The sequence below is a fragment of the Pseudomonas sp. Marseille-Q5299 genome (genome assembly GCF_943737035.1).
Lineage (GTDB): Bacteria > Pseudomonadota > Gammaproteobacteria > Pseudomonadales > Pseudomonadaceae > Aquipseudomonas > Aquipseudomonas putida_E.
Genome location: NZ_CALSFR010000007.1, coordinates 46,696 through 63,630, shown reverse-complemented (window position 1 = coordinate 63,630; position 16,935 = coordinate 46,696). Strand labels below are relative to the sequence as shown.

The 16,935-nt window shown below is 63.8% G+C and carries 5 protein-coding genes; all 5 read left to right on the top strand.

All coding sequences use genetic code 11. The features are described 5' to 3' along the window. Window positions 1-35: 35 nt before the first annotated feature. Complete coding sequence (locus NGJ21_RS19420; protein ID WP_251962523.1) at window positions 36-10,571, top strand: VCBS domain-containing protein; 10,536 nt, start codon at window positions 36-38, stop codon at window positions 10,569-10,571. A gap of 35 nt (window positions 10,572-10,606) precedes the next feature. After that, window positions 10,607-12,115 (top strand): TolC family protein, encoded by a 1,509-nt coding sequence (locus NGJ21_RS19415; RefSeq protein WP_115274511.1) that lies wholly within the window; start codon window positions 10,607-10,609, stop codon window positions 12,113-12,115. 271 nt (window positions 12,116-12,386) lie between these two features. Further along, window positions 12,387-14,279 (top strand): penicillin-binding protein 2, encoded by a 1,893-nt coding sequence (gene mrdA, locus NGJ21_RS19410; RefSeq protein ID WP_119687260.1) that lies wholly within the window; start codon window positions 12,387-12,389, stop codon window positions 14,277-14,279. A gap of 98 nt (window positions 14,280-14,377) precedes the next feature. Next, a complete protein-coding gene (locus tag NGJ21_RS19405) occupies window positions 14,378-15,685 on the top strand; it encodes a substrate-binding domain-containing protein (protein WP_251962522.1) in 1,308 nt (435 codons plus the stop codon). Between the two features lie 172 nt (window positions 15,686-15,857). Continuing rightward, on the top strand, window positions 15,858-16,922 hold the full coding sequence (locus tag NGJ21_RS19400; protein WP_119687262.1) for a TerC family protein: 1,065 nt from the start codon (window positions 15,858-15,860) through the stop codon (window positions 16,920-16,922). The last annotated feature ends 13 nt before the right edge of the window (window positions 16,923-16,935 follow it).

The following is a 16,935-nucleotide window of genomic DNA, read 5'->3' as shown; positions in this document are numbered from 1 at the left end:
CGAATCTGGCGTCAAACTTCTGAGCAGGGATGGAAATGGACATCAAGAGCAGAGCCAGCTTTGCCACTGCCTCGCGCCCTCGGTCGCACACCGTTGCCCTTGAGCAACGCATTCTCTTCGATGGCGCTGCAGCCACCGCTGTCGATCAACAGCACCACAGCGATGCCAGCGCTGCCGAGCGCAAGGACACCGGCCACCCTGCGCCTACCGCCAGCGAAGCACAGACCACTGCTGCAGCAACCACGCCACGAAACCTGGTAGTCATCGATGCGCGCGTGGAAAACCGCGACCAATTGGCTGCCAACCTGCCGGCCGGCACCACTGCGCTGGTAGTGGACCCTGGCCAGGATGCCATCGCTGCCATCAGCAATGCCTTGGCGCAACTGGGCAAGGTCGACTCGATTCAGGTGTTCTCCCATGGCGCTTCAGGCCAGTTCACCCTCGGCAACCAAGTGTTCACCAGCCAGACGGTCGAGCAGTTGGGCGACCGGCTGAGTGCTTGGCGCGGCGAGCTGAACGCCGGTGCGGATATTCAGCTGTATGGGTGTGATGTGGGTAGCGGCAGCGCTGGCCAGGCTCTGGTCAACGAACTGGCACGCTGGACGGGTGCCGACGTTGGCGCATCGAGCAATGCAACCGGCAATTCGTTGGCCGGCGGCGACTGGCGCCTTGAGGTCAGCAATGGCGATGTCGACAAAGCCATCGCTCTGGCAGCTACCACCCTTGACAGCTTCCAGGGCCTGCTGGCCGATGCCAGCCCTACGGCCAGCCTGAATAGCGGTGGGGCCGAGGTGCAGTTGGGCGAACAATTCACCTTCACCGTAAGCTTCAACAACCCCTCGACCCAGGAAGGCTACGCCCCATTCATCGACGTATTCCTGCCTGCCACCGGCCGCGACGGCGATGATGGTGCCACTTTTGTCTCCGCCACCTACCTGGGCCAGGCGGTCAACAGCTTCGTGATCACGTTCGATGCCAACGGCAATGCGACCCACCCCCTGGCCAAGGACGCCAGCGGCAACGCCTTGGTCATCAATGCCGCCAGCGTGGGCATGAAGCCCGGTGACCAGATGGTGGTGCTGCAGTTGCCTTACGCCAGCGTCACCAACGGCCAGCCCAGCATCGACATCCAGATTACCGCGCAACTGAGCAACCTGGCCGACACCAGTTATTCCGACGGCACGCCAAACCTCACCATCAATACCCGTGCGGGCTTCGAATACGGTAACGATTCGCTGAACAACCCTGTGCAAGACCCAAGCCTGGTGGAGAGCGCGCTGCACAGTTTCATCGTCACGCCCACCCTGCTGAAAGTCTCCCAGACGTTGAACATGCCGGAGGGCGAAACGGTCACCGGGCCCAACTTCACCCGCACCCAGACCGTCACCGTCACCCCGGCCCCCGGGCAGACGCTGAGCAATGTCACCATCACCCAGACCGTGCCCGACCAGGTACACGTCAGCGCCATCACGCCAGGGCCGGGCGGCACCCTGACGTCGATCACCTTGCATGACGGTACCGTACTCACCAACCCGGCACTCATCGCTCTGGCACTGGCGAACCCCAATGCTTTCGTGGCCAGCTATGACATCCACTACGACACCCTCAGCGCCGCCAGCACCACGCAAGTCAGTTTCTATGTACCGGAAATCGACGCCAACGGCCGGCCCGTGATCGACCCGGCCACCGGTAACCCGGTAACGATCAACTTCGGCACCGCCAGCGTGACGGGTGACTGGAACCCACTGGACCCGCGCGACCGCCCCACTGACCCGCAAGGCTACCCATTCAACGAAACCGGCAACGGTCAAGGCGCGACGTTCGTCGCCAAGTCGATAACCCTGCTCAAGCAGGTCAACCTGCAGAACGACGTCGGCACCACTGGCCTCACGCCCGGCGATACCTTGCGCTACACCCTGGGCGTGGCGATTTCCGACTTCTTTGCCTTCGGTGAGAACATCCTCGAACAAGGCCAGTTCACCCTGACCGACCTGCTCAGCGATGGCCAGACCTTCGACCCAAGCAACCCTCCGACCCTGGTCATCCAGCAGCATGGCGGCACACAGAGCATTACCCTGATCTACACCCAGACAGTGAATGCCGACGGCAGCACCACGCTGGTCTTCGACATTGCCGAATCCATTCGCCAAGCGGTAGCCGGCCCCGGCGTTGCGGCGCTGTTCGGCGACCTCTACGACGACACCTTGCAGGAAGGCGCCACGCGCCTGAGCATTGTCTACGACGCCCTGATCGACGCCACCTACACCACCGACCACCCGCCCCACGACCAGCTCAACGAAGGCGACAGCGTCGGCAACAGCGCCACGGTGGATGCCACTGTGCTGCGCGATGCGGTCAACATCGGGGGCACTCAGACCGACGGTTCCGCCACCACCAGCACCATCCAGTCCTCCACCGTCGATATCGAGCTCACCCAGGTCAATGGTGGCAACCCACCGAGCAACGGCGAACTGCGCCCGGGGGACGTGGTGACCTTCACCATCAACTACGACCTGCTGGTAGCCGACTACGAGAACTTCAAGCTCACGGCCTACCTGCCCTTGCCCCTGCTCAACGCGGCCGGCATCAGCTGGAGCTTTGGCACAGGCGTTGGCCAATGGACGTTCGGCAGCGGTAATACCATTCTCGACGTGCCAGACAGCGTCACCACCGGCCCCGGCAACGCGATCGTCTTCGACTTCGGCAACTACGTGTCCGGGGGGCTAGACGGCGGCACGGTGCAAGTGCGTTTCACCATGGTCGTGGGCGATCAGCCCTATGCCGACCAGCGTGCACTAGACGTGCTGGCGCAATCGAGCCAGACCACCACCGTCGACAAGACCGTGCTCACGTCGTCGGATGTGGCGGTGATCGCGTCGGTCGCCGAACCGGTGCTGGACATCAAGCACGGCGTGGTCGCCAGCAGTAACGGCACAGTCACCGGCACCACCGGCAGCTGGGCGGCCCCCGGTACCAGCGGCGTGCCGTTCAGTGGCAGCGTCACCAGCCTGGCAGCGGTGGACGGCAACGTCAGCGGTATCGATGGCGCTGACACCCTTCGGCTGGCCACTGCCCTGAAAAACAGCGGCGGCGGCGGCGCTTACGACGTCAGCACCAGCATCACACTGCCCGCAGGGCTGTCGTTTGCAGGCGGCAGCCTGGGTGCGGCCAACCTGCAGATCTACCGAGGTGACGGCACCCTGCTGGTACAAGGCACCGACTACAGCGTCAACGGCAACACCATCACGTTCCTCGACGCCAACGGTCAGGCCACCTTGCTGGCCGGCCGCGCCGGCACCGCCGCCGACCTTTCCGGCAGCAACGTGGTGGTCATCACCTATGACGTGACCGTGGCCAATGCCATCCTCGCCTCCAGTACCCTGCAGAGCACTGCGGCACTGACCAACTATGCCAGCGTCAACGGCGGCCAGGACTTCACACCGACCGACCTGGTCGAGGTCGCCAACCAGCAGGTTGCCGCCCCGGCCATCAGCAAGACCTACAAGGACGGCACCCTCAGCGAAGATGACTCCAGCGCCACGCACACCACGGGCAGCAACCTGGTGATCGGCGAAAGCATCACCTACGACATCGTGGTCACCTTGCCGGAAGGGGCCACGGGCAGCCTGCGCATCAATGACCTGATCCCCCCCGGGCTGCGCCTGGACCCGCGTTTCAATAGCAACCTGGGCTACGAAATCATCACCACCACGGCAGGCAGCGCGGCCTTGACGGCCAACTTCAACGGCGTGCTCAACGTCAACCCGGTGACCCTGGACGGCAGCGACGGCGCCGACCTGCTGCTGGTGTTCGGCAGCGCCGGGAGCACAGCCGACAACATCATTGGCAACAACAGTTTCGTCATCCGCCTGGTGCTGGTGGCCAGCAACGTGGCCGGCAACCAGCAAGGCACCACACTCAACAACGGCGCGCAGCTGGTCTACAGCGACCCTGACGGCGACACGCCCAATGGCGCCACTGCGGTGGATCGCAGCATCAGCAGTGCCCAGCAACCTGGCGTGGCCATCGTCGAACCCACCCTGAGCGTCACCCAGCAGGTAACCTCGACCCCGACCTTCGGCGGATTCGACGAAGGCGATACCGTCACCTTCACCATCACCGTGGCCAACAACTCAGGCACCGATGCGTTCGACATCAGCCTGCTGGACGTGCTGCCGACCGAGATCGACAACCTGGTGATCAGCGGCACGATTCAGTACAACGGCGGGGCCAGCAACAACGGCGGCGTCGATTTCGTCATTCTCAACGGCCAACTGGTGACCGCCAGTGGTGCCAACATCGACATTGCCAACGGCGGCAGCATCGTCATTACCCTGTCCGGCGTGGTCAACGCCACTGCCGCAGGCGAAGCAGCAATCCCCAACAATGTCGAAGTGCGCTGGAGCAGCCTGGACGGCACCAGTAACACCACCGACACGGTAAATGGCGAACGCAGCGGCGACGACGGCCGGCTCAATTCAGGCGCACTCAACGATTACCGCGTGTTGAGTGCCCTGCTGATCCCGGTCACCAATGGCATTCAGGTATCTCGCGTAGGCGGTGTGGCCGACACGCCACCACCCACCAACAGCAGCGGCGCTACCGACACCAGTGGTTTGCTGGAAACCGTGGTGGTCGGTGAAATCGTCCGTTACCGCGTGGCGGTGCTGGTGCCCACCGGCGACAACCCCGATTACCAGATCCGCATCGAACTGGCCGCGGGCCTTGAGTTCATACCCGCCGACCTCAACAATATCCTGATTGCCATGGTATCGAGCCAACTGGGCGGCCTTACCACGGACGCGACCGACCTCCTCAGCGGCGGTACGTTGTACATGACCGGCAACCAGGACAGCGATGTGGCTCTGCCGATTCAGGCAGACCTCAGCGGCACGACACCGTCCGGCACTTTCGACGGCAACAATGGGCGGCTGGTGATCACCACCAACGCCGACGGCAGCCAGACCATCACCTTCAACCTCGGCAACCTGACCAATACCGAGGCCAACGACAGCGACATCGAGGGCGTGATCCTCGAGTTCAACGTGCGGGTCAGCAACGTAGCGGGCAACCAGGCCAGCAGCCAGCTGGGCATGACCGTGTTCGAACACGTGGGTGAAAACGGCGGTGTGGACCGGGGCCAGAGCGATACCGTGTTCGAGCGTATCGTCGAGCCCAGCTTTAGCAACCTGGACAAATCGGTCATCGACGTGACCCCGGGCAGCGGCACCACCGATGCCACAGTGTCGGTGAGTTTCACCCAGAACGGCGGTGCGCCGGCCTACAACACCCACCTGGCCGACCAGTTCCCCAGTGGCAGCAACTACCAGGTGCAGAGCATCCTCCTCAACGGCGTGGCACTGGACCTTGGCAACCTGCCCAGTGGGGTCACCTTCAGCGATGGCACGGCAATCGCCGTGGACTTCGCCCGGCTCGCGCCCAACGACTCGGTCCAGGTGATCTACACCGTCACCCTGCCCAACGTCACCATCGCCGACAACGCCGCCAGTGCCGCCGTACTGACCTGGACCAGCCTGCCCACCGACTTCGAAACCACCGGCTGGGGTGGCTCGCTCCCAGCAACAGCTGGTGGTGCTACCGGCGAGCGTACCGGGCAAGACGGCGCCACAGGGCTGAATAACTACATACTCAGCGAAGGTGCCGGCATGGGCGTGGTCCAAGGCACACTATGGGACGACACCCGCAGCGCCACGGATAACGTCACCCCTGACGGCCCTGGCCTGGACGGCATCGGCGTCAGCCTGACCTGGGCCGGCGAGGATGGCGTGTTCGGCAGTGCCGATGACCGTACCTTCAACACCGTGACCGCCAGTGGCGGCCTCTATCAGTTTGCGCTGCTGCCTTCGGGCAGCTACCTCATCGCCGTGGCACAGGACCATCAGGCCAGTGCCAACAACAACTTCCATGTGCGCATCGATACCGACAGCGGCGCCGCAGCAGTCGGCCTGGGCAGCGTAGCTCTCACCCTCGCTGAAGGTTCGACAGGCACGGCCGATGCAGGCTATGTGCATGTGAACGAGGCGCCGATCAACACCGTCTCCGATCAGCGCGGCCAGGAAGACACGGTGTTGCATATCGGCGGCCTGGCCACCAGTGACGTGGATGTGAACGCAGGCACTGCCGATGGCGTCATGACCATCACCCTGACGGTAGTGCATGGGGTCATCTGGCAGGCCGCCACCCCGCCTGCGGCCACTGCCACTCCCCCGGCCGGCGCGGGCCGCAGCCTGGTACTCAGCGGCACTCTGGCCGAACTGAACGTACTGTTGAGCCAGCTCTATTACAAAGGCGACCAGGACTTCAATACCTTCCGCGATCGCGAAACCCTGACCATGGTCACCAATGACCAGGGCAACTTCGGCGATGCACCGCTAAACGGTGATGGCACCCCTGGGCAGAACCCCGCCGATGCGCTAACCGACACGGACGTGATGAATATCGTCATCGACCCGGTCAACGATGCACCGATCGCCAACGCCGACCTGGCCTCCGCCTTGGAAGCCGGTGGCCTGAACAACGCCGACCCGGGCGTGAACCCGACCGGTAATGTGCTGAGCAATGATACCGACGTCGATATCCAGACCAACAACGACGTGCTCACCGTAACCCGTATCGCCAACACCACCACGCCCGGTGGCGTGGCAGTCGCGGCCAACGGGGTCACCACCTTGCAGGGGTTGTATGGCACCTTGTCGATTACTGCCGGCGGCGGTTTCCAGTACATCGTCGACAACGACAATCCTGCGGTGCAGGCGCTGCGCACGGCGGGCAACTTCATCAGCGAATCTTTCAATTATGACATCGTCGACAGCGGCGGCCTGACCAGCAGCGCCGTGCTGCAAATCGATATTCATGGCGCCAACGACACTCCCGTGGCACAGGGCGATGCCGCCGCCGCCCTCGAGGCCGGCGGTACCAACAACGGCACGCCCGGGCAAGACGCTACCGGCAATGTGCTGGACAACGACACTGACGTGGATGCCGTGGCGCTGGGCGAAACCAAACAGCTCAGCGCAGTACGCTACGACGGCCCGGGCGGCGGTCGGATCATCCCGGTTGCCAGCGGCCAGTCCACCAGCGTGCCGGCGACCTTCGGCACCTTGACCATCAACGCCGACGGCAGCTATCGGTATGTCATCGACAACGGCAACGCCGCCGTGCAGGCGCTCTCCCCCGGCCAGACACTGGTCGAGCAGTTCACTTACCAGATGGCCGATGCCGGTGGCTTGAGTTCCATAAGCGTGCTGGTGATCACCGTCCAAGGCGCCAACGATGCCCCGGTGGCCGTGGACGATCGGGGCAGTGCCAGTGCAGGGGCCAGCGACAACAGCCCGGCGCCGGTCAATGCCGCGGGCAACGTGATCACCGGCACTGGTGGCGTGGGTGCCGATACCGACGTTGACAATCTGGACCAGCCACCCGCCACCCAACTCAAGGTCGACGGTGTGCGTAGCGGGCTGGAAAGCACAGGAGGCGCGCTCACGCCGGTGGCCAGCGGCGCTCCCGCCGCCATCACCGGCACGGTGGCCCGTTTGGCCGACAACAGCCTGATCAATGGCAACTTCGGCCAGCTCACCCTCAACGATGACGGCACCTACAGCTTCGTGGTCAACAGCGCCGACCCCACCATCCGCGCACTGGCCGCCGGGCAAAGCCTGAATGTGATCTTCACCTATCAGGTCCAGGACAGTGGCGGGCTTACCGACCAGGCGCAGTTGGTGATCACGGTAACCGGGGTCAACGACCCTCCCGTGGTCAGCCCGGTCAGCGTCGATGCGATCGAGGCAGGCGGGCTGAACAATGCAAGTCCCGGCCTGGACCCGAGCGGCAGCATCCGTGCAGCGTACAACGACCCGGACGGCGACGCCCTGACCATCAGCGGCGTAATCAGCCCGAATGGCATCAACGGCGCGCCTGGGCAGGCCCTGGCCGGCAACTATGGCAGCCTGGTGCTCGATGCCCAAGGCAACTACCGCTATGTGGTGGACAACGGCAACAGCGCGGTGCAGGCGCTGCGCAGTGACGCTGACAGGCTGACCGAGGTCTTCCAGTACAGCGTCAGCGATGGCAACGGCAAGGTCGTCACGGCCACCTTCACCGTGGTCATCCATGGCCGCAACGACACCCCGATCGCGGCCAACGACAACGCCATTGCCATCGAAGCCGGTGGTAGCAACAACGCTACACCAGGACAACCAGGCAGCGGCAACGCCCTTGGCAACGACAGCGATGTGGACGCAGGCGACAGCAAGAAGGTCGATGGCATTTACCTGGGCACCCTTGCAGCCGGCGGTACGTTCATCCAGGTCAACGCCGGCACGACCGTGGTGGCCGGCGCCTATGGCACGCTGAGCATCGATGCCAATGGCAACTACATTTACACCGTCAATGACAGCCTGGCTGCCGTGCAAGCACTCAAGGCCGGTGAGCAACTGCGCGAAACCTTCGTTTACCGCATGCATGACACTGCCGGTGCCAGCGCCCAGGCGCAGATCAACATCACTGTCGAAGGCCGTTACGATACCCCGGTGGCCCGCGACGACCTCGCCTACGCGGTAGCGGTGGACGACGATGGCACGGGTGGGCGCAACCCCACCGGCAATGTGCTGAACAACGACACCGACGTGGATGCCAACGATACCAAGGCGGTCACCGCCGTGGGCGTGGGCGCCGAAAGCAGCAACCCTGGCCTCGACCCACTGGTCGACAGCGCGACCGTCACCACACGCTACGGCACCCTGACCCTCAACGCCGATGGCAGCTACCGCTTCGTGGTCAACTCCAACGATCCCGACATCATTGCCCTCGGCGCGCTGGGCTTTGTCATCCAGCGCTACACCTATCAGGTTACCGACGCTGGGGGGCTGAGCGACACCGCGACGCTGACCATTCTCATCCGCGGCGAGAACCAGCCGCCCGTTGCCGGCCCCGACCAGGGCCAGGCGGTCGAGGCCGGCGGCATGGACAACAATATCCCGGGCAGCGACCCCAGCGGCAACGTGATGGACAACGACAGCGACCCGGACGCCGTCAACATCCTGTTCCCGGAAGTCCTCGAAGTGCTGGCGTTCTGGACTGGTGACGGCCCGCTGCCAGACAACGCCAGCCTGGTCGGGCAAACCCTGCGCGGCCAGTATGGCGACCTTACATTGAATGGTGACGGCAGTTGGAGCTACGTTCTGGACAACAGCCTGCAGGCAGTGCAAGCACTGCGCGTCAGCGGCCAGACCGTGGTGGACAATTTCACCTACTTGCTGGCAGATGTCTGGGGCGGTACCACCAACGGCCTGCTGACCATCACCATCGACGGGCGCAACGACTACCCTGCGGCCAATGATGATACCGCCAACGCGGTGGAAGCTGGCGGCGTGAACAACGGGACGGCGGGCGTCGATCCCAATGGCAATGTGCTGGACAACGATACCGATGTCGACGGCACGCAGTACGGCGAGACGAAGACAGTGGTGCAGTACACCGGCGAAAACGGCAACACCGCAGTCGCCGGCCAGGTGCTGCAGGGCCTGTACGGCACACTCCTGATCAATGCAGACGGCAGCTACCGGTACGTCGTCGACAACAGCAACCCGACCGTGCAGGCCATGCGCAGCGCAGGCCAGTCGCTGCGGGAAGTGTTCACCTACCGCATGCGCGATACCGCCGGTGTGACCTCGGACGCGCGCTTGAGCGTGACTGTGCAGGGCGCCAACGACAACCCGGTGGCCCGCGACGATGCCAATGCGGCCAGCGACCAGGTACCGGCACCGCACACCAGCGGCAACGTGCTGCCCAATGACAGCGATGTGGATGCCGGCGACGGGCTGACCGTGACCGGCATCCGTGCCGGGCAAGAGTCCGGCGCCGGTGCGGCCGGGGTCATCGGCCGCCCCATCGCCGGCCAGTACGGCACCCTGGTGCTCAATGCCGACGGCAGCTACACCTACACCATCGACCTGAGCAATCCCGACGTGCTGGCGGCTGCGGGCCTTGGGCAAGTACTCAAGGACTACTTCACCTACACCCTCAGCGACCTGACGGGCGCCACCGACCAGGCTGAACTGGTCATCACGCTGGATATTGCCAGCCCGTTCATCCCCGCAGGCCCCCATCTGCACCGTGACGGCAGCGACAGCCTGACAGGCCAGCCGCTGCCGGATGTCAACCCGGCGATCTTCGTTGCACCGGTGGTAGAACGGATCAACGAAAGCCTGACCCTGTCCGCCTGGAGCTCCGATGGCAGTGATGTGCGCCTGTTCGCCACGCCAGAAATCGAAAGCCAGTCGATAGGCAGCCAGCTGGGCCAGGTCAACGGGCAATTCGTTGCCAGCGCCGTCGCACAAAGCCGGCGCGCCAGCGCCGAGGACCAGAACTGGATCGACGGCCGCCACGGCGTCATCAGCCTCACCGCAGACGGCCTTTTGCCCGACCCTTCGGTATGGGCAACGGTGGAAGCCGACATGGTGGCGCAACCGGATAAAAGCTCACAGCCAGCGCAGGGCTTTCGTGCGCAATTGCGAGAAGCCGCGCAGCGTCGCGGCAGCGTTGCCCCCTGACGCCGATACATACACGGATGGACCAAGGACAGCCTATGCCCGTATCGAACTTTAAAGCCCTGAGCACTTTCACTGCATTCAGCGTTCTGCTCAGCGCCTGCTCGGCCTTCGAACCCAAGCCCTACACCGAGGACCAGATGCGCCAGCGGGTGATCGAAGACCAGGCCCGCATGTACAAGGAGCAGGAGCCAGTCAATGGACCAATCACCTTCTACGAGGCCTCGGCGCGCGCCCTCAAGTACAACCTCGACTACCGCCTGAAACTGCTGGAAAGCGCGCTGGCATCGGACCTGCGCGATGTCTCCAGCCACGAGATGCTGCCGCGTCTGGTAGCCTCCGCCGGCTACGCCGGGCGCAACAATGATTCCGGTGGCACATCGATCGGCATCGAGGACCGCCAGGTCAGCTTGCGTCCGTCCACCTCCGAAGAACGTTACCGCACCCTTTACAGCCTTGGGCTGTCGTGGAGCCTGCTGGACTTCGGGGTCGCCTACTTCCGCACGCAGCAGAAGAACGACCAGATGCTGATGGCCGAGGAGCGCCGTGAAAAGGTCGCGCAGAACGTGCTGCAGGATGTGCGCAACGCCTACTGGCGCGCCCTCGGCGCACAGCGTCTGCTGCCCGAGGTGGACGGCCTGCTGATGCGCACTCACCGCGCCCTGACCTCAGCCCGCGAAGCCGAAGGCAAAGGCCTGCTGCCGCGCCAGGACATCCTGGCCTACCAGCGCGCCCTGCTCGATTCGGTGTACATGCTCACCGTGCGCCGCCAGGACCTTGAGTTCGCCCGCGCCGAGCTTGCCGCGCTGATGTCGCTGCCACCCAACACCCGCATGGTGCTGGCCGACGTCACCGAGCAGCCGCTGCCACTGCTGACCAGCAACGTCGAACAGCTGGAGCGTCTGTCCCTGGAGCGCCGCCCGGAAATCATGGAGGAGTGGTATCGCAAACGCGTCAGCATGAACGATCTGAAGATCGCCAAGGCACAGCTGTGGCCAAACGTGAGTTTCAACTACGGCTACGAGTACGACTCCAACAAATACCTGTACAACAGTGACTGGAACCAGACCGGCATCAACGTCTCGATGAACCTGCTGCGCCTGCTGCAGTACCCGGACATCACAGCGGCGGAAAAAAGCCAGGAAAAAACCGATGACATGCGCCGCACAGCGCTGTCCATGGCGATTCTCACCCAGGTCCGCGTCGGCCTGCTGCGCTACCAGCTGGCGCGTCAGGAAGTGGAGTTTGCCGACGAAAGCCTGCGCGTTGACCAGAGCCTGCTCAACTACGCGCAGTCATCGCGCAACGCAGCACTGGGCAGCGAGCTGGAACTGATCCGCGCCGAGGGCCGGCTGCTGCTTTCGCGCTATCAGCGCGAGGCTGCCTACTCCGATGCCCAGGCTGCCTGGGGGCGGCTGTACAACTCGATCGGCTTCCAGGTCATGCCCAAGGAAATCGAGCAACATGACGTGAAGACCCTGGCGCAGGAGATTCAACGAACGGTCGAGCAACAGACGCGGGACAACCTGTTGGCGGCAGGCAAGTAGACGGCACACCGGTACCGCATGAACAAATCTTCATAGTGGCTGTGAGCGCCCGTGTTGCGGGATGAAACGCCGGATGCCCGGCTTCGCGCATCGCGCCTGTCTTGAGGCGCGCCCCCGGCACGCGTAGCATCGCCGCCCCGCATCCTTGTGGGAGCCGGCTTGCCGGCGATTCGAGTGCATGGCACTCGTCTACATCCATGTTGGCTGGCCTGGCGTAGTCGCCGGCAGGCCGGCTCCCACAGGTTTGCGTTCAACCGACACACCACCGCCCATGCCCCAACCGATCCCCCTCAAGGACCACGAAAAGGAAAAGCACCTGGTCAACCGCCGGCTCCTGGCTTGCGCTGCCCTGGTCTTCTGCCTGGTCGCCGTGCTGATCGGCCGTCTCTACGTGCTGCAAGTGCTGCAACACGACCAGCAAAGCGCGGTATCGGAAAACAACCGCGTACACGTACTGCCCATCGCACCCGAGCGCGGGCTGATCTACGACCGCAACGGTGTGGTGCTGGCTGACAACAAGCCCAGTTTCGACCTGACCATGACCCGTGAGCGCGCCGGCGATTCGGCCAAGGTGCTCGACACCCTGACCCAGGTCCTGAGCTTGGGCGAGGATGACCGCAAGCAGTTCGACAAGGACCTGCGCCGTGGACGCAAGCCGTTTGAACCGGTCACCCTGATGGTTGGCCTGACCGAGGAGCAGATCGCCCTGGTAGCGGTCAACCAGTTCCGCCTGCCGGGCCTGGATGTAGAACCGCAGTTCATCCGTGAATACCCGCTGGCCGAGCACTTCGCCCATTCGGTCGGCTATGTCGGGCGCATCAATGAAAGGGAAGCCAAGACCCTCGACAGCACCGAGTATCGCGGCACCCAATCGATCGGCAAGACCGGTATCGAACACTTCTACGAAAGCCAGCTGCACGGCCACGTCGGCTACGAGGAGGTCGAGACCAATGCCCAGGGCCGGGTGATGCGCGTGCTCAAGCACCAGGCCCCTACCCCAGGCGAAGACATTGTGCTGAGCCTCGACGCCCACCTGCAAGTGGCTGCAGAAAAAGCCTTGGGCGACCGCCGTGGGGCGGTGGTGGTGCTTGACCCGGCCAACGGCGACGTGCTGGCAATGGTCAGCAACCCCAGTTTCGATCCCAACCTGTTCGTCAAGGGCATCAGCTTTAAACAGTACGCGGCCCTGCGCGATTCCATCGACCGGCCGCTGTTCAACCGCGTGCTGCGTGGGCTGTATGCACCGGGGTCGACGATCAAGCCGGAAGTGGCCATCGCCGGCCTCGACAGTGGCGTGATCACCCCCGGCAGCCGGGTGTTCGACCCCGGGTACTACGAGCTGCCCAACTACGAACACAAGTACCGTAACTGGAACCGCAGCGGCGATGGCTGGGTAGACATGTACACCGCCATCATGCGCTCCAACGACACCTACTTCTACGACCTGGCGCACAAGCTCGGCATCGACCGCCTGCACGACTACATGGCCGAATTCGGCCTTGGCCATAAGGTCTCGCTGGACATGAACGAAGAGGCTTCGGGTTTGATGCCGTCTGCCCAGTGGAAACGCGCCACCCGCCGCCAGGCCTGGTACCCCGGCGAAACGCTGATCCTGGGCATCGGCCAGGGCTACATGCAGGTCACCCCGCTACAACTGGCCCAGGCCACCAGCCTGCTGGCCAGCAAGGGCGTTTGGCACCGCCCGCACCTGGCCATGACCGTGGGGGGTGAAACCCCGGTGGACCCGAACCCGATGCCCGACATCGTGCTGCACGACCGGCATGCCTGGGACCAGGTCAGCCAGGGCATGCAGATGGTCATGCACGACCCGCGCGGCATTGCCCGCGCCGCCGCCGCCGGCGCCCAATACCGCATCGCCGGCAAGAGCGGCACCGCGCAGGTGGTGGCGATCAAGCAGGGGGAGCGCTACAACCGCAACAAGACCCTGGAGCGCCACCGCGACAACGCCCTGTTCGTCGGCTTTGCACCTGCCGAGCACCCGAGCGTGGTGGTGGCCGTGATGATCGAGAACGGCGAGGCCGGCGGCCGGGTGGCCGGGCCGGTCGTGCGCGAGGTGATGGATGCTTACCTGCTGGATGACCAAGGGCACCTGAAACCGCAGTATGCCGGTGGTGCAGTGCCCAAGCAGGCTCCGCACACCTGAGGCAGCCCGACAGCTTAGCGCTGGCACGCCCATGGTCACATTTCGGTCACGCCACTGTCGTAATCTGCCGGGCAACTCTGTGCCAAAGGTCGCCCGGCATGCTCCGTCTGTTGCTCTTGCTGCTTCCCCTGCTCCCCCTGACGGCCGTGGCCGAGCCTGTGCAGCTGCGCGTGCAAGGTTCCAACACCATCGGCGCGGCCCTGCTGCCTGCGCTGGTGCAGGGGCATCTTTGGGCACAGCAGGCAACGGCGATCGAGCAACGGCCAGGCGCTGTGGCAAACGAGACCGTGATAACCGCCGTTGATGCCCAAGGCCAGCCTCTGCGCATCGACATCGCGGCGCACGGCTCGAGCACCGGCTTTATCGCGCTTGGCCGTGGCGAGGCCGACCTGGCCGCAGCGTCTCGCCCCATCAACGATGCCGAGGTGCGCCAGCTCAAGGCGCTGGGTGACCTGCGTGCAGCCGGTGCCGAGCAAGTGATCGGTCTGGATGGTGTTGCAGTGTTCGTCCACCCCGATAATCCCCTGCCACAGCTCACCACCGAACAATTGGCACACATCTTCTCGGGGCGCATCCAGTATTGGGAGCAACTGGGCTTGGCAGGCGGCCCGATACACCTCTATGCACGCGACGACCGCTCCGGGACCTTCGAGACCTTCAAGGCACTGGTGCTGGAACCGCACCGCAGTGAACTGGCCCAGCAGGCGCAGCGTTTCGAATCCAGTGATGAGCTGGCCGATCGGGTACGTACAGATCGCCAGGCCATCGGGTTCAGCAGCCTGGCAGCGGTGCACGGAGCCAAGGTGCTGGCGATCGCCGAAGGCGATGCGCCAGCTATGCTGCCGGACCGCCCGCTGGTGGCGAGCGAGGATTACCCCCTGTCACGCCGGCTGTACTTCTATTTGCCCGCCAACGCCAAATCACAGGCCAAGGCCCTGGCAGAATTCGCCCAAAGCCCTGCCGGCCAGGCCATCGTCGCCGAGCAAGGGTTCGTCTCACAGCAGGTCAAGTCCCTGGCCGTACCGGCGCAGGTCGACATGCCGCCGCGCTACCGCAACTTGGCGCAGAAGGCCCAGCGCCTGAGCGTCAACTTCCGCTTCCAGGAAGGCAGTGCCAGCCTCGACAACAAAGCGCTGCGCGACATACAGCGCGTCGCCGACTACCTGCGCCAGGCCGGCAAGCTGCACAGCAAGGCGGTGCTGGTCGGCTTTGGCGACACCAAGGCAACACCGGGCCGTGCCGCCCTGCTCTCGCGCCTGCGAGCACAGGCGGTACGCCGTGAGCTGGCGCGCGATGGCGTCGAAGTGCTGGAGGTGACCGGCATGGGCGACGAGTTGCCGGTTGCGGGTAACGAGCTGGAACAGGGACGCTTGCGTAACCGCCGGGTGGAGGTTTGGGTGTACTGAGGCAGGCAGCCGCGCACAGGCTCAGGCAAAAATTTGTAACAGCGCGCCATTCGGCATCACGGGGAAATGGGTCTAGGCTCAAACCCATGTGATACCGGGCCCCTCTGACGGCTACCGCGCCGCCATGTCGGATCACTGTTGCCATGCAACGTCGACAATCAAGGAGGGGCTCATGACAGCTCTACACACATTTCTCACAACACCATTCCTCGGTACCAGCACCTGGTTGTGGCTGGTGTTCATGGCCATCGTCATCGGCCTGCTGGTACTCGACCTGGGCGTGCTGCACCGCAAAGAACGTGAAATCGAAATGCGCGAAAGCCTGCTGCTGTACTCGGGCTATTTCAGCGTGGGCGTGCTGTTCGGCGCGTGGGTCTGGTACCAACTAGGCGCGCAGTCGGCGCTTGAGTTCTACACCGGTTTTTTAGTCGAACAGTCCTTGTCGATGGACAACGTGTTCGTCATGGCGATGATTTTCGGTTTCTTCGCCATCCCCCGTCGTTACCAGCATCGGGTGCTGTTCTGGGGCATCCTGGGGGTGGTGTTCCTGCGTGCGATCATGATCGGCGTGGGCGCAACACTGGTACAGAACTTTGAATGGGTGCTGTACATCTTCGGGGCATTCCTGCTGTTTACCGGGGTAAAAATGGCGTTTTCGAAAGAAGACAGCCACCCCGACCTGGCCAACAACCCGGTGCTCAAGTTTGTCAGGCGGCACATGCGCGTGACCGACCAGATTCACGGTTCACACTTCTTCGTGCGCCTCACCCCGCCAGGCGAGAGCAAGGCATTGCGCTATGCCACACCGCTGTTCCTGGCGCTGGTGCTGATCGAGCTGGCCGACCTGGTGTTTGCCGTCGACAGCGTGCCTGCAATCTTCGCCATCACGCAGGATCCGTTCATCGTCTACACCTCGAACATCTTTGCCATTCTCGGTTTGCGTTCACTGTACTTTGCCTTGTCGGCATTGATGCACCGCTTCGTTTACCTCAAGTACGCACTGGCGCTGGTGCTGATTTTCATCGGCTGCAAGATCTTCTACCACGGCATGGTGGGCAAGGTGCCAGCACTGCTGTCGCTGGGCGTGACGTTCGGGTTGTTGCTCGGTGGGGTGGTGGTGTCGCTGATCAAGACGCGTGGGCAGAAAGCGGTCATGGATGAAGCGCAAGGGGAACAGCCCCCATCCGCACAGACCAAGAGCGCCAAGAAGGAAGAAGACCCGCAATTGCGGGTCTGACCTTCCCCTTTCC